Source organism: Mycobacterium sp. ZZG, from assembly GCF_054786995.1.
The window spans coordinates 23,253-41,650 of record NZ_JBTBFV010000018.1; the positions used below are offsets into that span (position 1 = coordinate 23,253).

Annotated in this window: 23 protein-coding genes and 1 pseudogene; 20 read left to right on the forward strand and 4 right to left on the reverse strand. The window is 67.8% G+C overall.

Annotated elements, in window-relative coordinates:
- Nucleotides 1-2: 2 nt before the first annotated feature.
- The 8 genes and pseudogenes from rplV to ACXMYJ_RS12740 all read left to right on the forward strand — a co-directional run.
- Nucleotides 3-447, forward strand: a pseudogene (gene rplV / locus ACXMYJ_RS12705) (50S ribosomal protein L22); the annotation flags it as partial.
- 31 nt (nt 448-478) lie between these two features.
- Complete coding sequence (rpsC, locus tag ACXMYJ_RS12710; RefSeq protein WP_260757300.1) at nt 479-1,306, forward strand: 30S ribosomal protein S3; 828 nt, start codon at nt 479-481, stop codon at nt 1,304-1,306.
- 2 nt (nt 1,307-1,308) lie between these two features.
- Nucleotides 1,309-1,725, forward strand: a complete 417-nt coding sequence (gene rplP, locus ACXMYJ_RS12715) for a 50S ribosomal protein L16 (protein WP_067962004.1) — start codon at nt 1,309-1,311, stop codon at nt 1,723-1,725.
- Entirely contained in the window at nt 1,725-1,958 is a 234-nt protein-coding gene (gene rpmC / locus ACXMYJ_RS12720; RefSeq protein ID WP_067962002.1) for a 50S ribosomal protein L29, read from the forward strand. Before rplP ends, rpmC begins: the two co-directional genes overlap by 1 nt.
- The gene (gene rpsQ / locus ACXMYJ_RS12725; RefSeq protein ID WP_260757302.1) at nt 1,958-2,266 is read left to right on the forward strand and encodes a 30S ribosomal protein S17; all 309 of its coding nucleotides are present in this window, start codon (nt 1,958-1,960) and stop codon (nt 2,264-2,266) included. The genes rpmC and rpsQ overlap by 1 nt, the downstream gene beginning before the upstream one ends.
- Nucleotides 2,267-2,624: 358 nt before the next feature.
- Nucleotides 2,625-4,337 (forward strand): hypothetical protein, encoded by a 1,713-nt coding sequence (locus tag ACXMYJ_RS12730; protein ID WP_460356590.1) that lies wholly within the window; start codon nt 2,625-2,627, stop codon nt 4,335-4,337.
- Nucleotides 4,338-4,523: 186 nt separating this feature from the next.
- On the forward strand, nt 4,524-5,585 hold the full coding sequence (locus ACXMYJ_RS12735; RefSeq protein ID WP_260751873.1) for an IS630 family transposase: 1,062 nt from the start codon (nt 4,524-4,526) through the stop codon (nt 5,583-5,585).
- A gap of 102 nt (nt 5,586-5,687) precedes the next feature.
- Nucleotides 5,688-8,039, forward strand: coding sequence for an arylsulfatase (locus tag ACXMYJ_RS12740; RefSeq protein WP_460356593.1), 2,352 nt, complete (start codon nt 5,688-5,690; stop codon nt 8,037-8,039).
- Between the two features lie 143 nt (nt 8,040-8,182).
- Here ACXMYJ_RS12740 and ACXMYJ_RS12745 read toward each other — a convergent pair whose 3' ends face one another.
- Entirely contained in the window at nt 8,183-8,776 is a 594-nt protein-coding gene (locus ACXMYJ_RS12745) for a sigma-70 family RNA polymerase sigma factor (RefSeq protein ID WP_460356596.1), read from the reverse strand.
- 263 nt (nt 8,777-9,039) lie between these two features.
- On the opposite strand from ACXMYJ_RS12745, the gene rplN reads away from it, so the two are divergent.
- The 12 genes from rplN to sppA all read left to right on the forward strand — a co-directional run bounded on the left by rplN (nt 9,040) and on the right by sppA (nt 15,555).
- Nucleotides 9,040-9,408 carry a 50S ribosomal protein L14 gene (gene rplN, locus ACXMYJ_RS12750; RefSeq protein WP_014814254.1) on the forward strand — a complete coding sequence of 123 codons (369 nt, stop codon included), beginning with the start codon at nt 9,040-9,042 and terminating at the stop codon, nt 9,406-9,408.
- Nucleotides 9,409-9,726, forward strand: a complete 318-nt coding sequence (rplX, locus tag ACXMYJ_RS12755) for a 50S ribosomal protein L24 (RefSeq protein ID WP_260757307.1) — start codon at nt 9,409-9,411, stop codon at nt 9,724-9,726.
- Nucleotides 9,726-10,316 (forward strand): 50S ribosomal protein L5, encoded by a 591-nt coding sequence (gene rplE / locus ACXMYJ_RS12760; RefSeq protein ID WP_260757308.1) that lies wholly within the window; start codon nt 9,726-9,728, stop codon nt 10,314-10,316. The genes rplX and rplE overlap by 1 nt, the downstream gene beginning before the upstream one ends.
- 4 nt (nt 10,317-10,320) lie before the next feature.
- Nucleotides 10,321-10,506, forward strand: coding sequence for a type Z 30S ribosomal protein S14 (locus ACXMYJ_RS12765; RefSeq protein ID WP_260757310.1), 186 nt, complete (start codon nt 10,321-10,323; stop codon nt 10,504-10,506).
- Nucleotides 10,507-10,580: 74 nt separating this feature from the next.
- Nucleotides 10,581-10,979, forward strand: a complete 399-nt coding sequence (rpsH, locus tag ACXMYJ_RS12770; protein WP_067961986.1) for a 30S ribosomal protein S8 — start codon at nt 10,581-10,583, stop codon at nt 10,977-10,979.
- Nucleotides 10,980-10,994: 15 nt separating this feature from the next.
- Nucleotides 10,995-11,534 (forward strand): 50S ribosomal protein L6, encoded by a 540-nt coding sequence (rplF, locus tag ACXMYJ_RS12775; RefSeq protein WP_260757311.1) that lies wholly within the window; start codon nt 10,995-10,997, stop codon nt 11,532-11,534.
- A 3-nt stretch (nt 11,535-11,537) separates the two neighbouring features.
- The gene (rplR, locus tag ACXMYJ_RS12780; protein WP_260757312.1) at nt 11,538-11,951 is read left to right on the forward strand and encodes a 50S ribosomal protein L18; all 414 of its coding nucleotides are present in this window, start codon (nt 11,538-11,540) and stop codon (nt 11,949-11,951) included.
- A gap of 34 nt (nt 11,952-11,985) precedes the next feature.
- Entirely contained in the window at nt 11,986-12,660 is a 675-nt protein-coding gene (gene rpsE, locus ACXMYJ_RS12785; RefSeq protein WP_260757314.1) for a 30S ribosomal protein S5, read from the forward strand.
- Nucleotides 12,661-12,663: 3 nt separating this feature from the next.
- Nucleotides 12,664-12,843, forward strand: a complete 180-nt coding sequence (rpmD, locus tag ACXMYJ_RS12790) for a 50S ribosomal protein L30 (RefSeq protein ID WP_003929541.1) — start codon at nt 12,664-12,666, stop codon at nt 12,841-12,843.
- Nucleotides 12,844-12,848: 5 nt separating this feature from the next.
- Nucleotides 12,849-13,292 carry a 50S ribosomal protein L15 gene (rplO, locus tag ACXMYJ_RS12795; RefSeq protein WP_260757315.1) on the forward strand — a complete coding sequence of 148 codons (444 nt, stop codon included), beginning with the start codon at nt 12,849-12,851 and terminating at the stop codon, nt 13,290-13,292.
- A gap of 109 nt (nt 13,293-13,401) precedes the next feature.
- Nucleotides 13,402-13,749 (forward strand): DUF732 domain-containing protein, encoded by a 348-nt coding sequence (locus ACXMYJ_RS12800; protein ID WP_260757316.1) that lies wholly within the window; start codon nt 13,402-13,404, stop codon nt 13,747-13,749.
- Between the two features lie 30 nt (nt 13,750-13,779).
- Nucleotides 13,780-15,555, forward strand: a complete 1,776-nt coding sequence (sppA, locus tag ACXMYJ_RS12805) for a signal peptide peptidase SppA (RefSeq protein ID WP_460356602.1) — start codon at nt 13,780-13,782, stop codon at nt 15,553-15,555.
- On the opposite strand, the gene ACXMYJ_RS12810 is transcribed toward sppA, so the two are convergent.
- Genes ACXMYJ_RS12810 through ACXMYJ_RS12820 form a run of 3 tightly spaced genes read right to left on the reverse strand, consistent with a single transcriptional unit; the run spans nt 15,549 to nt 18,327 of the window.
- Nucleotides 15,549-16,460: a class I SAM-dependent methyltransferase gene (locus ACXMYJ_RS12810; protein WP_460356604.1), complete on the reverse strand. Its 912-nt coding sequence runs from the start codon at nt 16,458-16,460 to the stop codon at nt 15,549-15,551. The genes sppA and ACXMYJ_RS12810 overlap by 7 nt on opposite strands.
- 4 nt (nt 16,461-16,464) lie before the next feature.
- Nucleotides 16,465-17,388, reverse strand: coding sequence for an SAM-dependent methyltransferase (locus ACXMYJ_RS12815; protein ID WP_460356606.1), 924 nt, complete (start codon nt 17,386-17,388; stop codon nt 16,465-16,467).
- Between the two features lie 12 nt (nt 17,389-17,400).
- A complete protein-coding gene (locus ACXMYJ_RS12820) occupies nt 17,401-18,327 on the reverse strand; it encodes an SAM-dependent methyltransferase (protein ID WP_460356609.1) in 927 nt (308 codons plus the stop codon).
- Between the last annotated feature and the right edge of the window lie 71 nt (nt 18,328-18,398).

An 18,398-nucleotide genomic window follows, 5' to 3' on the forward strand; every position in this document is an offset into this window, starting at 1 on the left:
AGATGACTACTGCATTGCAAGGCACCGTGTATCCGTCTGCGCAGGCCAAGGCACGCTTCGTGCGTATCTCGGCCACCAAGGCGCGCCGTGTCATCGACCTGGTCCGCGGCAAGACCGTCGAGGAGGCCCTCGACATCCTGCGCTGGGCCCCGCAGTCGGCCAGCGAGCCGGTCGCCAAGGTGATCGCCAGCGCCGCGGCCAACGCGCAGAACAACGAGGGACTGGACCCGACCACGCTGGTGGTCGCCACCATCCACGCCGATGAGGGCCCGACCGCCAAGCGCATCCGCCCGCGCGCCCAGGGGCGTGCGTTCCGGATCCGCAAGCGCACCAGCCACATCACGGTGATCGTGGAAAGCCGTCCGCAGAAGAAACAGGGAGCTTCGGCTTCGGCGGCGCGCGCGCGTCGTGCGCAGGCCAGCAAGGCTGCGTCCTCCAAGACCGCAGCAGCCGATAACTCGAAGGAGGGCTCGGAGTAGTGGGCCAGAAAATCAACCCGCACGGCTTCCGGCTCGGCATCACCACCGGCTGGAAGTCCCGCTGGTACGCCGACAAGCAGTACGCGGACTACATCAAGGAAGATGTCGCGATCCGCAAGCTGCTGGCGACCGGCCTGGAGCGCGCCGGCATCGCCGACGTCGAGATCGAGCGCACCCGCGACCGCGTCCGGGTGGACATCCACACCGCGCGTCCGGGCATCGTGATCGGCCGTCGCGGTACCGAGGCCGACCGCATCCGCGCCGACCTGGAGAAGCTGACCGGCAAGCAGGTCCAGCTGAACATCCTCGAGGTGAAGAACCCCGAGAGCCAGGCCCAGCTGGTGGCGCAGGGTGTCGCCGAGCAGTTGAGCAACCGTGTGGCGTTCCGCCGCGCGATGCGCAAGGCGATCCAGTCGGCGATGCGTCAGCCCAACGTGAAGGGCATCCGGGTGCAGTGCTCGGGCCGCCTCGGCGGTGCCGAGATGAGCCGCTCGGAGTTCTACCGCGAGGGCCGCGTCCCGCTGCACACCCTGCGTGCCGACATCGACTACGGCCTCTACGAGGCCAAGACCACCTTCGGCCGCATCGGCGTCAAGGTGTGGATCTACAAGGGCGACATCGTCGGTGGCAAGCGTGAGCTGACCGCCGCCGCGCCCGCCGCGGACCGTCCGCGTCGTGAGCGTCCGTCCGGCACCCGGCCGCGCCGCAGCGGCGCGTCGGGCACGACCGCGACGAGCACCGATGCCGGCCGGGCCGCCGAGGCTCCCGCCGTCGCCGAGGCGACCCAGGGCACCGAGGCCGCAGCAGCGCAGAATACGGAGAGCTAGTCATGCTGATTCCCCGCAAGGTCAAGCACCGCAAGCAGCACCACCCGAAGCAGCGTGGTATCGCCAGCGGCGGGACCTCGGTCAGCTTCGGTGACTACGGCATCCAGGCCCTGGGCCATGCCTACATCACCAACCGGCAGATCGAGTCGGCGCGTATCGCCATCAACCGGCACATCAAGCGTGGCGGCAAGGTGTGGATCAACATCTTCCCGGACCGCCCGCTGACCAAGAAGCCCGCCGAGACCCGCATGGGTTCCGGTAAGGGTTCGCCGGAGTGGTGGGTCGCCAACGTCAAGCCCGGCCGTGTCCTGTTCGAGCTCAGCTACCCGGACGAGAAGATCGCCCGTGAGGCGCTGACTCGTGCGATCCACAAGCTGCCGATCAAGGCACGCATCGTCACAAGAGAGGAGCAGTTCTGATGGCAGTTGGGACGACGCCCGGCGAACTGCGCGAGCTCACCGACGAAGAATTGACCGACAAGCTCCGCGAGTCCAAGGAAGAGCTGTTCAACCTGCGCTTCCAGATGGCCACCGGACAGCTTGCCAACAACCGCCGGCTGCGTACGGTCCGGCAGGAGATCGCGCGGGTCTACACCGTGCTGCGTGAACGTGAGTTGGGTCTGGCCGCCGGACCCGGAGGTGAGGATTCCTGATGGCAGATACCGCCGGCGCCCAGAAGGGCGCCAAGTACACCCCGCCCACCGAGAAGCCGCGCGGTCGCCGCAAGACCGCCATCGGCTACGTCGTGTCGGACAAGATGCAGAAGACGATCGTCGTCGAGCTCGAAGACCGTAAGTCGCATCCCCTGTACGGCAAGATCATCCGGACCACCAAGAAGGTCAAGGCCCATGACGAGAACGAGGACGCCGGTGTCGGCGACCGCGTCTCGCTGATGGAGACCCGGCCGACGTCGGCGACCAAGCGCTGGCGTCTGGTCGAGGTGCTCGAGAAGGCCAAGTAGCACCAGATCGTCGTCGAAACCCCCGTTCGCTCCGGCGGCCGGGGGTTTCGTCGCGTCAGTGATAACAGCGTTTGCGCAGCGACATATGCCGGTACGCTCACCAGCAATGAAGCGCCACGCTGCAATCCTTGCGCGGTTGCTCACCGCAATCTGCCCGATTATTTTGCTGACATCCCCGATGGCAAGTGCGCAGCCGCCCGGCGACCCCGGTGTCTCGTCGGAGTCCACCCTGCCGCTGGTCCAGCTTGGTGGTCGGCCCAACCTCGCGTTTTACGGAATCCAAGGCACGCAGACCGTGACTTTCCCCGTATCGCAAGGACTCGAACCCGTTGCACTGAATGCTTTTACGCGACTGCCGGTGAATGTGCGGACCGCGACCGTCACCGCGGTCCAGGACGGACGGACGATCGGCCGAGTCGATGTCGCACCAGGTGCGCCGGCGCCTATCGCGATTCCGCTCGACCGCGCCGATGTCGTCGATAATGCGGTCACGGTCACGCTGCGGACATATCTGCTCCCGATGGAGGGATATTGTCTGGACCCGACCAACGCGCTCGAACTCAGCGACCCCAGCGTCACCTTCGCCGGGGCAGAGCAGACGCCCTCGACGGTGGCCGACTTCCTTCCCCCGGTGCTGCGCCAGCTGACGATCTTTGTCGACGAACAACCATCGCCCTCGGAGTCCGATGCCGTCGTCCAGCTGGCGACCGCCGTCGCGTCCCGCTACGGCGCCCAGAATCCGACCGTGACGGTCGCTCCGCTGGCAAACGGGCAAACCGGCCCGACGGAACCATCCGGTCCGCTCGCACGCCACGTCGTCGTAGCGGAGGGCGACGACGTCGGTCTCTCGTTGCTGGACACCGGCGGGGTCCCCGCCCTGCGTGTCGGCGGCCCCGGCGACGAGTTGACCAATCAGGCCCGACTGCTGACCGGCGACCTGGCCCCGCTCGCGCTTTCAGCGAAGGCTGTTGCCGGGCAGGCGGATTCGAATATTCAGTTGCCGGGGGACAAGACGACATTGCGTGGTCTCGGTCAGCCTGGTAGCTCTGTCACTGCTGTGGAGCCTCAGCTCAGCCTCGGCCTGGATCAAACCAGGCTCGGCCGCGCCGTGCACGGGATACGGGTGCACCTGCGCGGGTCCTACACTCCGCTGCCTCAATCCGTCGGCGGACAGGTGGTGATCAGCATCGGTGACGAGAACATCGACCGCTGGCCCACTGATTCGAGCGGCGAGATCGATCGGTGGGTCGATGTCCCCGATCACCTCCTGCAACGCTTCACGAACATGACGGTCGCCCTCGACATCAGCGGCGGTACCGGATACTGCCAGGACTTCGAGCCGGCAACGTTGACCATCGACGGTGACAGCCCGGTCGTGAGCACAGCAGCTGCCTCGCCGGTGCCGGGCGGGTTTCAGTCACTGCCGCAGACGCTCATGCCGCGGACCGCGGTCGGTGTCGGCGAAGGGTTCGACAACGTTCGCCGGGCCGTCGCGATCATGGTGGGCCTGCAGCGACTCAGCGGGGTACCGATCGACACCGCGGTGATGTCGCTCGCCGACGCCGTCTCAGACGGTGCCCCGGCGGTGCTTATCAGCCCTGATGAATGGACAGATCCGGGAATCGCCCTCCCGGTCGCGGCTGGGGACGGTGGCGAGCTCACCGTCAAGCGCGCCGACGCGCCGGGTGAGACCACCACCCTGACTCTCGATCCTGCGCTCGGTTTCGGTTCGCTGCAGACGGTCCACGACGGAAGGCGCAGTGTCCTGGTTGCCACGTCCCACAACGCGCCCGAGCAACTGGATTTGTTGCTCGACTGGCTGGGCAGCGATGTCAGGCGCTGGCAGTCGCTGTCCGGTACGGCGCTCATCGGCGCGCCCGGCACCCCACCCGTGATGCTCGACACCATGCCCGAACCCGTCATCGAGGCTGAACAGAGCGTCACGCAGGTCGCTGCCCCGGGGACGCCGTCGTGGGTCTGGGTCGCGGTAGCCGGTGTGGCGATCCTGATCATCGTGGCCGTCGTGTCGATCCTGTTGCGTGGCAGGCGGCGGCGTCCTGAACGTCCGTGACGACGAGCGCGGTATCTGCGCACCCGGTGATGCCTGAGCCCGGTGTCTATAATCGCACTGAACCGTTGTGGGGCAACAGGTTACGAGGTAGTGAGGGCAGCTAGTTACACGCCGTCGCAGGCATCTGCTGGTGGTTGGGCTAGTGTCATGCGTCATTAATTAGTTTACAGTGTGGGATGATGGTGTATGCCGTCATCTGCGCTGGTGATCAGTTCTGAGGATCGCGTGACGTTGGAGTCGTGGACGCGGTCGACGACGGCATCTGCCGGTCATGTCGAGCGGGCCCGGATCGTGCTGGCGGTGGCTAATGGTGCCGGCACCTCTGGTGCAGCCCGGCAGGTGGGAGTCTCGCGACCGACGGTGATCAAATGGCGGGATCGATTCGCCGCGTACGGGATTGATGGACTTGCCGACGAGCCTCGCAGCGGTCGACCCAAGACTGTCGACGACGCGGCGATCCTGGCAGCCACCCTGGAGCCGCCGCCGGAGGTTTTGGCGGTCACCCACTGGTCGAGTCGACTGCTCGGTAAACACCTCGGCGTGGGGGACGCCACGGTCGCCCGGGCCTGGCGCCGTTACGGGGTCAAACCCTGGCGCCGGGAGACCTTTAAGTTCTCCACCGACCCGGAGCTGGAGGCCAAGGTCCGCGACGTAATCGGCCTCTACTTGAACCCGCCGACCAACGCGATCGTGTTGTGCGTAGATGAAAAGTCCCAGATTCAAGCCCTCAACCGGACCCAGCCGATCCTGCCGCTGCGTCCCGGGTTGCCCGAAAAAGCGACCCATGACTACCAGCGCAACGGCACCGCCACCTTGTTTGCCGCACTCGAGATCGCCACCGGCAAGGTGACCGACCGCTGCTATGAGCGGCATGGCAAAGCGGAGTTCCTCGACTTCCTCAAAGCGGTCGCCCGCGCTTACCCCCGACGGAAACTGCACGTGGTGTGCGACAACTACCACACCCACAAGCATGCCGACATCAACGCCTGGCTGGACAAGAACCCCCGCGTGACACTGCATTTCACGCCGACCTCAGGATCCTGGCTGAACATGGTCGAGGTGTTCTTCTCGATCATCACCCGCCAAGCCATCCGCCGTGGCTCGTTCAACAGCGTCAAAGAACTGATGGCCGCCATCGCCGCGTTCATCCAAGGCTGGAATCAGCGCTGCCACCCATTCGTGTGGACCAAATCCGCAGACGACATCCTGCCCCATACCCGTAAACCAAATTCAGACGCGAGACACTAGACGGTTCCGCTGGCCGCCGTGGGCCTGTGGTTCGCACGTACGCCGACGCAATCGTCTCCCGTTCCCGGGCTGACCAGCGGGCGAGCGGTGTAATCTCCGAAGGTGACGTCGGAATTCAAGGGCAGGATCGAAGTCGACATCCGGGATTCTGAACCGGACTGGGGCCCGTTCGCCGCGCCGACGGCGCAACCGGACGCACCCAACGTCCTGTACCTGGTCTGGGACGACATCGGCATCGCCACCTGGGACTGCTTCGGTGGGCTGGTGAAGATGCCCACCATGAGCCGCATCGCCGAACGTGGGGTGCGGCTTTCGCAGTTCCACACTGCCGCGCTGTGCTCACCGACGCGGGCCTCGCTGCTGACGGGACGCAACCCGACCACGGTCGGGATGGCGACCATCGAGGAGTTCACCGACGGTTTTCCGAACTGCAACGGCCGCATCCCGTTCGACACCGCACTGCTCTCGGAGGTACTCGCCGAGAACGGTTACAACACTTATTGCATCGGCAAATGGCATCTGACTCCGCTGGAGGAATCCAACCTTGCCGCCACCAAGCGGCACTGGCCGCTGTCGCGGGGCTTCGAGAGGTTCTACGGATTCATGGGCGGTGAGACCGACCAGTGGTATCCGGACCTGATGTACGACAACCACCCCGTGGCCCCGCCCGCGACACCCGAGCAGGGCTACCACCTTTCGGCTGATCTCGCCGACCGGACCATCGAGTTCATCCGCGACTCAAAGGTCATCGCACCGGACAAGCCGTGGTTCTCCTACGTGTGCCCGGGTGCCGGCCACGCTCCCCACCATGTCTTCAAGGAGTGGGCCGACCGCTATTCCGGTGTGTTCGACATGGGCTACGAGCGCTACCGCGAGATCGTGCTGGAGAACCAGAAGCGGCTCGGCATCGTCCCGGCGGACACCGAACTCTCGCCGATGAATCCGTACTCAGATGTCAAGGGCCCCAACGGAGAACCCTGGCCGGTCCAGGACACCGTGCGTCCCTGGGACTCGTTGAGCGCCGATGAAAAGCGATTGTTCGAGCGGATGGCCGAGGTGTTCGCCGGCTTCTTGTCCTACACCGACGCCCAGATCGGGCGGATCCTGGACTATCTGGAGGAGTCCGGCCAGTTGGACAACACCATCATCGTGGTGATCTCGGACAACGGCGCCAGCGGTGAGGGCGGGCCCAACGGGTCGGTCAACGAGGTCAAGTTCTTCAACGGCTACATCGACTCGGTGGCGGAGAGCCTGAAGGCCTATGACGAACTCGGCGGCACCGCGACGTACAACCACTACCCGACCGGGTGGGCCATGGCGTTCAACACCCCGTACAAGCTGTTCAAGCGCTACGCCTCACATGAGGGCGGCATCGCCGACCCGGCGATCATCTCCTGGCCCAATGGTATTGCCGCGCACGGCGAGGTGCGGGACAACTACGTCAACGTCTGCGACATCACCCCGACCGTGTACGACCTTCTCGACATCACCGCACCGGCCACGGTGCGGGGAGTCGCACAGAAGCCCCTCGACGGTGTCAGTTTCAAAGTGGCGCTGGATAACCCGACCGCACCCACCGGCAAGGAGACGCAGTTCTACACCATGCTCGGCACGCGAGGCATCTGGCACCGGGGCTGGTTCGCCAACACCATTCACGCGGCCTCGCCCGCCGGCTGGTCGCACTTCGACGACGACCGCTGGGAGCTGTTCCACATCGAGGCCGACCGCAGCCAGTGCCGCGACCTCGCCGCCGAACATCCGGAACGACTCGAAGAACTCAAGGCGTTGTGGTTCGCCGAGGCTCAGAAGTACAACGGACTGCCGTTGGGCGACCTGAATCTCCTGGAGACCATGTCACGGTGGCGTCCCTACCTCGCCGGCGAGCGGAACGCCTACGTGTACTACCCCGGCACCGCCGACGTCGGCATGGGCGCCGTGGTAGAACTTCGCGGCCGCTCGTTCGCGGTGCTCGCCGAGGTCACCATCGGTCCGGACGGTGCCGACGGCGTGGTGGTCAAACACGGTGCGGCACACGGGGGTTACGTCATGTATCTGCAGGGCGGCCGGTTGCACTTCTGCTACAACTTCCTCGGCGAGTACGAGCAGACCGTCGCGGCGGCCGATCCGGTGCCCCCTGGTGCGCACACCCTCGGGTTCACCTTCACCCGCACCGGCACCGCCGAGGGCAGCCACACTCCGATCGGCGACGCGGCACTGTTCGTCGACACCACGCAGGTCGCGGCGTTGGCCGAGATGCGGGTCCACCCCGGGACTTTCGGGCTCGCCGGGGCCTCGCTGAGCGTCGGGCGCAACACCGGATCGCCGGTATCGGCGGCCTACCGTCCGCCCAACCCGTTCACCGGCGGGACGATCTCGCGGGTCAACGTGGACGTGTCGGGCGCCCCGTACACCGACCTCGAACGGGACTTCGCCCGCGCCTTCGCCAAGGACTAGCCGGGCCCTGCCGACCGATCTCGTCGACCTCGACGGCGGCTGCTCGCTGGCCGGCACCTGGCACGGCCGGTTCCCGTACCGCAGCGACGGCGCGGCCACGTCATGCAGCCCCGCTACCGGCCCTCCGCGCACGCACCGCAATCTCAGGACAGCGCGGCCACGCACATCGGCTTGCGATGCGTGGTGGGACGCCGGCCGAGTCGGCGGCGCAGCTGCGCCCGGCTGCGGTGCATCCTCGACATCACCGTTCCCTCGGGCACCCCCATCAGCTCGGCGACCTCGCGGCACGACATGCCCTCGACCGCGGTGTAGTAGAGGGTCAGCCGCATCGGCTCCGACAGCTCGGCCATGGCCGCGACCAGGCCGGGTTCGGCGACGTCACGCAGCGCCAGCTGCTCGGCGGAGGTGCTCTGCCCGGCGTCGTCGTCGAACTCCCCGGTCAACGCCTCGGCGGGCCGGCACTGGGCGGCCCGGTACTTCGCGATCCAGGTGTTGCGCAGGATGCACAGCAGCCAGGCCTTCAGGTAGGGGTCCGGTCCCAGCGTGTGGAACGCGCGATAGGCCTTGAGCAGGGTCTCCTGCACCAGGTCCTCGGCGTCGGCGGTGTTGCCGGCGTAGCCGTGCGCACGCCGGTGCAGCCTCGGGACCAGAGTCAGCACCCCGCGCTCGAACTCGGTGCCGGACGGGTGCTGCAGTCGTTGTGCCGCTTCGGATCTGGCGGTCGGTGTGGTCGTCACGACAATGATGCTGCGCCGGACCGGCGGGCGTTGCTTGAAGGCTGTGTGGAGAATACGTGGAGAGTTCGTGCCGGTCACCGTGTCGGTCCGCTCCGCGGGGATTTGGAGCATTCCCCGAGCTCACCTAGTATGTAACGGTTGCCTAGGGCAGACCTCGGTTGTCTCCGTGCGGAGAGAGCCCCGCGTGCTCTTGGGGAACAAAGACCGCGCACGTCAGGGTCGGTAATCCTGCGTGCACACAGTAACCAGGTCGAGGAGATCTAGTGATTCAGCAAGAATCGCGGCTCAAGGTCGCCGACAACACGGGCGCCAAGGAGATCTTGTGCATCCGCGTGCTCGGCGGCTCGTCGCGGCGCTATGCCGGCATCGGTGATGTCATCGTGGCGACCGTCAAGGACGCCATCCCCGGTGGCAACGTCAAGCGCGGCGACGTCGTCAAAGCGGTCGTGGTGCGCACGGTCAAGGAGCGCCGCCGCGCCGACGGCAGCTACATCAAGTTCGACGAGAACGCCGCCGTCATCATCAAGAACGACAACGACCCCCGCGGCACCCGCATCTTCGGGCCGGTCGGTCGCGAACTGCGCGAGAAGCGCTTCATGAAGATCGTCTCGCTCGCCCCGGAGGTGTTGTAGATGAAGGTCCGTAAGGGCGACACCGTGCTCGTCATCTCGGGCAAGGACAAGGGCGCCAAGGGCAAGGTCCTGGTGGCCTACCCCGACCGCAACAAGGTTCTGGTCGAGGGCGTGAACCGGATCAAGAAGCACACCCCCGAGTCGCGCACCGAGCGTGGCGCGTCCTCGGGCGGCATCGTCACGCAGGAGGCGCCGATCTCGGTGTCCAACGTGATGCTGCTCGATTCCGACGGCAAGCCGACGCGCGTCGGGTTCCGCAAGGACGACGAGACCGGCAAAAAGGTCCGCATCGCCAAGTCCAACGGCAAGGACATCTGATGACCACCACTGAAAAGACACATTCGACGGAGTCGAATCAACGGCCGCAGCCGCGCCTGAAGCAGCGCTACCGCGAAGAGATCCGCGACGCCCTGCAGAAGGAATTCGGCTACGCCAACGTGATGCAGATCCCGGGCGTCACCAAGGTCGTCGTCAACATGGGCGTCGGTGACGCCGCCCGCGACGCCAAGCTGATCAACGGCGCGGTCAACGACCTCACGCTGATCACCGGTCAGAAGCCGGAGATCCGCCGGGCCCGCAAGTCCATCGCCCAGTTCAAGCTGCGCGAGGGCATGCCGATCGGTGCGCGCGTCACGCTGCGCGGCGACCGGATGTGGGAGTTCCTGGACCGCCTGATCTCGATCTCGCTGCCGCGTATCCGCGACTTCCGCGGCCTCTCGCCCAAGCAGTTCGACGGCACCGGCAACTACACCTTCGGGCTCAACGAGCAGTCGGTGTTCCACGAGATCGACGTGGACAGCATCGACCGCCCGCGTGGCATGGACATCACCGTCGTCACCTCGGCGACGAACGACGACGAGGGGCGTGCGCTGCTGCGGGCGCTCGGCTTCCCGTTCAAGGAGAACTGAGCACATGGCAAAGAAGGCTCTGGTCATCAAGGCCAACAAGAAGCCCAAGTTCAAGGTGCGGGCCTACACCCGCTGCAACCGTTGCGGTCGTCCGCACTCGGTGTTCCGCAAGTTCGGCCTCTGCCGCATCTGCCTGCGCGAGATGGCGCACGCGGGTGAGCTGCCCGGCGTGCAGAAGTCCAGCTGGTAAGCCAGCCAACCACTACAAGACAGTTGCGGTAGGCCCCGACCGGGAACCGCCGCGAGAAAGGTGAACCGGCTGTCATGACCATGACGGATCCGATCGCAGACTTCTTGACGCGTCTGCGCAACGCCAATTCGGCGTATCACGACGAAGTGACCCTGCCGCACAGCAAGATCAAGGCGAACATCGCCGAGATCCTGAAGTCCGAGGGCTACATCAGTGACTACCGCACCGAGGACGCCCGGGTGGGCAAGTCCCTGGTGGTGCAACTGAAGTACGGCCCGAGCCGCGAACGCAGCATCGCGGGCCTGCGCCGGGTGTCCAAGCCGGGTCTGCGGGTGTACGCGAAGTCCACCAACCTGCCGCGCGTGCTCGGCGGGCTCGGTGTGGCGATCATTTCCACGTCGTCCGGTCTGAGGACCGACCGCCAGGCCGCCCGCGAGGGCGTCGGCGGCGAAGTCCTCGCCTACGTGTGGTGAGGGAGGGCTAGATACATGTCTCGCATTGGAAAGCAGCCGGTCCCGGTTCCCACCGGGGTCGATGTGACGATCGACGGACAGAATGTGTCCGTCAAGGGCCCCAAGGGCACGCTGACCCTCGACGTCGCCGAGCCGATCGCGGTCTCCCGTGACGAGGGCGGCGCGATCGTGGTCACCCGCCCCAACGACGAGCGGCGCAACCGTTCGTTGCACGGCCTGTCCCGCACGCTGATCGCCAACCTGGTGACCGGTGTGACGCAGGGCTACACCACCAGGATGGAGATCTTCGGCGTCGGCTACCGCGTGGTGGCCAAGGGCAGCGACCTCGAGTTCGCCCTGGGCTACAGCCACCCGGTGCTGATCACCGCTCCCGAGGGCGTCACCTTCACGGTGGAGACGCCGACGAAGTTCTCGATCTCCGGTATCGACAAGCAGAAGGTCGGCCAGATCGCGGCGAACATCCGCCGCCTGCGTAAGAGCGATCCCTACAAGGGCAAGGGGATCCGCTACGAGGGCGAGCAGATCCGTCGCAAGGTCGGAAAGACGGGTAAGTAGTAGATGGCTACCAACACCAAAGCCAAAGAGGCCGCCGGCCACACGCCGGTCGGCAAGAGCATCTCCGAGACGCGGCGCACGTCGCGGCTGCGCCGGCATGCGCGTCTACGCAAGAAGGTCTCCGGCACCGCCGAGCGTCCGCGCCTGGTGGTCAACCGGTCCTCGCGGCACATCCACGTGCAGCTGGTCGACGATCTTGCGGGCGTCACGCTGGCCGCGGCGTCCTCGATCGAGGCCGACGTGCGGGCAACCGAGGGCGACAAGAAGGCCGCCAGCACCCGGGTCGGTCAGCTGATCGCCGAGCGTGCCAAGGCCGCGGGCATCGACGAGGTCGTGTTCGACCGTGGTGGGTACACCTACGGCGGACGGATCGCGGCTCTGGCCGACGCCGCGCGCGAGGGCGGGTTGAAGTTCTGATGTCCCGACTGACCATTAACGGAAGGAATGCATGATGGCCGAGCAGGCTGTAGGAGCCGGCGGGCCGTCGAGCGACGGCCGCGACGGTGGCAGGGGCGACCGCGGCGGACGTGGACGCCGTGACGATCGTGGCGGCCGCGGCGGCCGTGACGACCGCGAGAAGAGCAACTACCTGGAGCGCGTGGTCACGATCAACCGCGTCTCCAAGGTGGTCAAGGGCGGTCGCCGGTTCAGCTTCACCGCGCTGGTGATCGTCGGCGACGGCAAGGGCATGGTCGGTGTCGGCTACGGCAAGGCCAAAGAGGTCCCCGCCGCGATCGCCAAGGGTGTCGAAGAGGCGCGCAAGAACTTCTTCCGGGTTCCGCTGATCGGCGGCACCGTGACCCACCCGGTCCAGGGTGAGGCCGCGGCCGGTGTGGTCATGCTGCGTCCGGCCAGCCCCGGTACCGGTGTCATCGCCGGTGGCGCGTGCCGCGCGGTGCTGGAATGCGCCGGTGTGCACGACGTGCTGGCCAAGTCGTTGGGCAGCGACAACGCGATCAACGTGGTGCATGCCACCGTTGCCGCGCTCAAGCTGCTGCAGCGTCCCGAAGAGGTCGCGGCGCGCCGTGGCCTGCCCATTGAGGATGTAGCGCCCGCTGGCATGCTCAAGGCCCGCCGTGAGGCCGAGGCCCTGGCTGCCACCGCCGCGCGTGAGGGAACGGCGTAAATCATGGCAGAGCTCAAGATCACCCAGGTGCGCAGCACCATCGGTGCGCGCTGGAAGCAGCGGGAGTCCCTGCGGACGCTCGGGCTGCGCAAGATCCGCCAGTCCGTGGTCCGTGAGGACAACGCCCAGACGCGTGGACTCATCAAGACCGTGCACCACCTGGTGACGGTCGAGGAGGTTTAGAACCCATGGCTCCGATCAAGCTTCACGATCTGCGCCCGGCCCCGGGCGAGAAGAAGGCCAAGACCCGCGTCGGTCGCGGTGAAGGCTCCAAGGGTAAGACCGCCGGCCGCGGCACCAAGGGCACCAAGGCCCGCAAGAACGTCCCGGTGACGTTCGAGGGCGGCCAGATGCCGATCCACATGCGGCTGCCCAAGCTCAAGGGCTTCCGCAACCGCTTCCGCACCGAGTACGCCCCGGTCAACGTCGGCGACATCAACAAAGCGTTCCCCGAAGGGGGCACCGTCGGTGTCGACGAGCTGGTGGCCAAGGGCCTGGTTCGCAAGAACGTGCTGGTCAAGGTGCTCGGCGACGGCAAGCTGACCGTCAAGGTCGACGTGACCGCGCACAAGTTCAGCGCTCACGCCCGCGAGGCGATCACCGCCGCCGGCGGCACCGTCACCGAGCTGTAATTTCGGCTGTCCGACAAAAACCCCTGCTTCGGCAGGGGTTTTTGCTGTAACGGCACGGTTGGCGATCACGAACTACACTTCGCCCGGGGATACAGCCAAGGAGCACGCCATGATTCGCCACCGTCGGACCCTCGCCGCCGCGATGGTCGCCGCCGGCCTCGCCATGTTCTCCGGTGTCGCGACCGCGCACGCCGAGACCCAAGACGAGAAGTTCACCAATGCGGTGAACACGATGGGGATTCCGCTGGGCGCCGACGATGACGCGCCGACCGTCGGCAAGCGGATCTGCGAGATGCTCACCACCGGGCTGACCGGCAACCCGAACCCGGTGCCGGTGGTGCGAGGGGTGGTCAACACGCTGGCGGGCAACGGCCTCGAACGCGAGCAGGCCGTCGGCCTGACCAGGCTCTCGGTGGCCGTCTACTGCCCGCAGTACAGCCGGTACTTGGGGCGCTGACCGCCCGTTCGGCGTCGGTACGCTCGAACCATGTTCTCTCTGCTGTCCGGGGTGCCCGGGTTCGACGACGTCCGTGATTTCGCCCGTAAGCTCGACACCGCCCGCCACCAAGGCGTGCCCGACGGATGCGTCCTCGAGCTGGACCTGCAGACCGCACCGCCGGAATCGGCCGGCTTCGACCCGATGGCCTTGATCAACGGCGCCGGGAGACCGCTGCTGCTACGCGAGGCGGTGGCCGCGATCCACCGTGCCGCCGACGATCCCCGCGTCGCCGGTCTGATAGCCCGCGTCCAGATCGACGCCGCCCCACCGGGACCCGTGCAGGAACTGCGCGAGGCGATCGTCGCGTTCACCGCCAAGAAGCCGTCGCTGGCGTGGGCCGAGACCTACCCTGGCACGCTGTCCTACTATCTGGCCTCGGCGTTCGGCGAGGTGTGGATGCAGCCGTCGGGCACCGTGGGCCTGGTCGGATTCGCCACCAGCGCGCTGTTCCTGCGGGACGCGCTCGACCAGCTCGGCGTGGAAGCGCAGTTCGTCGCCCGCGGCGAATACAAGTCGGCGGCAAACCTTTTCACCCAGGACCGCTACACCGACGCGCACCGCGAGGCCGACACCGCGCTGGTGGACGGGCTGCGCGCACAGGTGTGGGATGCGGTGAGCGCTTCACGCAAGGTGGATCGTGCTGCCCTGGACACGCTGGCCGACCGCGCGCCGCTGCTGCGCGACGATGCCGTGGCCGCCGGCCTCGTGGACCGCATCGGCTTCCGCGACGAGGCCTACGGCCGCATCGCGGAGTTGGTCGGCGCCGAGGGTGTCTCCGCGGAGTCCGGCGATCCCGACGGCGACGACGCCCCGCCCCGGCTGTACCTGGCGCGCTACGCGCGCGCCAAGAAGCCGGCCGTGCCGGCGATCAAGAGCCATCCCAAGGTCGCGGTCGTCACCGTCGCCGGGCCGATCGTCAGCGGCCGCGGCGGACGGCAGATGTCCCCGATGGGCAGCTCCAGTTCCGGCGGCGACACCATCGCGGCGGCGCTGCGGCAGGCCGCCGCCGACGACGACGTCGCCGCGATCGTGCTGCGTGTCGACAGCCCGGGCGGCTCGGTCACCGGTTCGGAGACGATCTGGCGCGAGGTGGTGCGCACCCGCGAGCGCGGCAAGCCGGTGGTCGCGTCGATGGGCGCCGTCGCGGCGTCGGGCGGCTACTACGTGTCGATGGCCGCCGACGCCATCGTGGCCAACCCCGGCACCATCACCGGATCGATCGGCGTGGTGACGGGCAAGTTCGTCGCGCGCGAACTCAAGGACCGTCTCGGTGTCGGGTCGGACACGGTGCGTACCAACGCCAACGCCGACGCCTGGTCGATCAACGCGCCGTTCACCGACGAGCAGCAGGCCCACGTCGAGGCCGAGGCCGACCTGTTCTACACCGACTTCGTCGCGCGGGTCGCCGACGGCCGCGGCATGAGCGTCGAAGACGTCGAGCGGGTCGCCCGGGGTCGGGTGTGGACCGGAGCCGACGCACTACAGCGGGGTCTGGTCGACGAGCTCGGCGGGCTGCGCACCGCGATCCGGCGCGCCAAGGCGCTGGCCGGCCTTGACGTGGACGCCAAGGTGCAGATCGAGAACCTGCCCGGCTCGTCGCTGCGGGACGTGCTGCGGCCCAAGCCGTCCTCGCAACCGGCGGCCGCCTCATTGCAGGATGCGTTCGGCGCGCTGGCGTTGCGCTCGGTGCTCGGTCTGGCCGACCGGACGCAGCGGTCGCTGTCCGGGGTGAAGGTGCTGTGGCTGGGGGAGACCCGTTACTGATCGAGGCGGGCGCTGACGTAGACGATCTCGCCGAGCGGATCGGCGACGTCGGGCGGCGCCGGGCGGCCGTAGCGGGTGAACAGTTCCCGCTGCGGCGCCCCGGTCACGGTCCAGCCGTGTGAGCTCAGATAGTCCAGGGCGCTGTTGCGTGGCCCCGGGTACACCAGCGAGGGCATGTCGAGGTCGAGGCCGTGCTCCCGCAGCGGCTCCGACATGGCGCGAGCCTTGCTCTCGTCGAATGCGACGATGCCCGGCGCGTACTCGGTGGCGATGCGGCTTTCCGGCGCCGACAGCGCGGTGATCTGATCGAACAGCCGGTCCTGGGCCTCCGGTGGCAGGTAGATCAGCAGCCCCTCGGCCAGCCACGCGGTGGGTTCTGCGGCGTCGAATCCGGCGGCCCGCAGCGCTGCGGGCCAGTCGTGGCGGAGGTCGACCGCGACCGGGCGGTGGATCGCCGTAGGCGCGGCACCCAGACCGGCCAGCGTCCGGGTCTTGAACTCGATCACCTTCGGCTGGTCGAGCTCGTAGACGACGGTGCCGGCGGGCCAGCGCAGCCGGTAGGCCCGCGCGTCGAGTCCCGACGCCAGGATGACCACCTGGGTGACACCGGCCGCGGCGGCGGCGGCGCAGCAGTCGTCGAAGAACCGGGTGCGTACCGCCATCCCGTCGATCATCGCCTGCACCCGCTCGGGCGACGCGTCCGGGAACTGCGACATGTCCAGTTCGCCGTCGAGCATCTTGGTGAAGAAGTCCAGGCCGACGGCACGGACCAGCGGAGCGGCGAACGGGTCGTCGATCAGCGGGTCGGGCGCGGCGCTGGCCGCAGCGCGGCCGGCGGCCACCATCGTCGCCGTGGCTCCGACGCTGGAGGCCGGATCCCAGGAGTCGTCTGAGGTGCGTGCCATGGCGCTAACCCAGGCGTGCGGTCAGGTAGCCGGAATCGCCGATCATCGCGACCAGATGGTCGGCCAGTGCCGGGAACCCCTGCGCCTGGTAGGCGTCGTTGCTGGACACCAGCTCGGTCTGCCAGCCCCGGGCGCCGAGGTACTCGGTCGCCGAGGCGCGCGGCCCGCTGTAGAACAGCTCGCTGAGGTCGACGTCGCTGCCGTGCCTGCGGGCCCGCTCGGTCATCGCCTTGGCCCACTCACCGGTGAGCGCCTTGGCGTCCATGTGCTCGGTGGCCAGTCGGCTGCCCGGCGCGCTGAGCGCGGTGATGTTGTCGAGCAGCCGGTCCTGGGCGTCCGGCGGCAGATAGATCAGCAGCCCCTCGGCGATCCACGCGGTCGGCCGGCCCGGGTCGAAGCCGGCCGCCCGCAGCGCCGCCGGCCAGTCCTCGCGCAGATCGATCCCGACGGTCCTGCGCTCGACGGCAGGCGCGACGCCGGCCTCGGCCAGCACCCGGGTCTTGAACGCGATCACCGGGGGTTGGTCGATCTCGTAGACCACGGCGCCGTCCGGCCAGTCCAGCCGGTAGGCGCGGGTGTCGAGCCCGGACGCCAGGATCACCGCCTGCCGGATCTTCGGCGGCCCCGCGCCGCCCACAGCGTCGGCGAAGAAGTCGTCGAAGTAGCGGGTGCGGACCGTGATCTGTTCGAGCATCTGCCGGGCGCCGAACAGCGGGTCGCCGTCGAAGTCGATCTCGCCCCGGGCCACGCGGATGAAGTGCGGCAGGCCGACGGCCTCCACGAGGAGGTCGGCGTACGGGTCGTCGAGCAGCGGGGCGGGGCCGCCGGCAGTCGACCGGCTGGCGAACGCGCGGTTGGCGGCCACCGACGTCGCGGTCGCGCCGACGCTGGAGGCCAGGTCCCAGGTGTCGCCCTCGGTGCGTGCCATCTGCGGTCCTCCCTACTTGCTCGCGTTGACGTACCGCACGTCGCCGAAGCGCTCGTCGGGGCCCAGCGGGGTCAGGCCGTACCGGGTCAGCAGGTCGTTGGTGGGTGTCGCGTCCACGGTCCAGCCGCGGTCGCGCAGGTACACGTCGACCTCCGCGCGATCCCCGGTGAACACGAGCTCGGAGAAGTCGATGTCGAACCCGTGGGCCCGCCAGCGGTCGGTGGATTCCTTCATCCGCTCGCGCAGCTCGTCGTCGTCAAGGTCCTGATGGGCGGGCACCGCCTCGACGGCCAGCCTGCTGCCCGCCGCGCTCAGCGCGGTGATCGTGTCCAGCAGCCGGTCCTGTGCCTCCGGCGGCAGATATCCGAGCAGGCCCTCGGCGATCCAGGCCGTCGGCGCGGCTGGGGCGAAGCCGGCCGCGGTCAGCGCGGCGGGCCAGTCCTCACGCAGATCCACGGGCACCGTGGCGAGCCTCACCGCCGGGCGCGCGCCGAGGTCGGCCAGCGTCCGGGCCTTGAACTCCAGCACCTCGGGCTGGTCGATCTCGAACAGCGTCATGTCCTGCGGCCACGTCAGCCGGTAGGCGCGGGCGTCCAGGCCGGAGGCCAGGATGACGCCCTGCCGGACACCGGCGGCGATCGCGGCGGCGAAGAAGTCGTCGAAGAACCGGGTGCGGGCGGCCATGCCGTCGGCGAACCGGCGCATCCCGACGGGGGACTCGCCGCCGTCACGGGCGTCCAGTTCGGCCGTCGTCAGCTCACCGGTGGCCAGACGGGTGAAGAAGTCGACCCCGACCGCGCGCACCAGCGGTTCGGCGAATGGATCGTCGATCACGGGCTGCTCGGCACGGGTGGCCACCGCGCGTGCGGCGGCGACCATCGTCGCGGTCGCACCCACGCTCGAGGCGAGGTCCCAGGTGTCGTTGTCGGTACGTGGCATGCGCGGAAATCCTGTTCCTATTAATTAGCCAGGTTAATAACTGCCTTCGAATGTACGCCGATTCCGGGGCC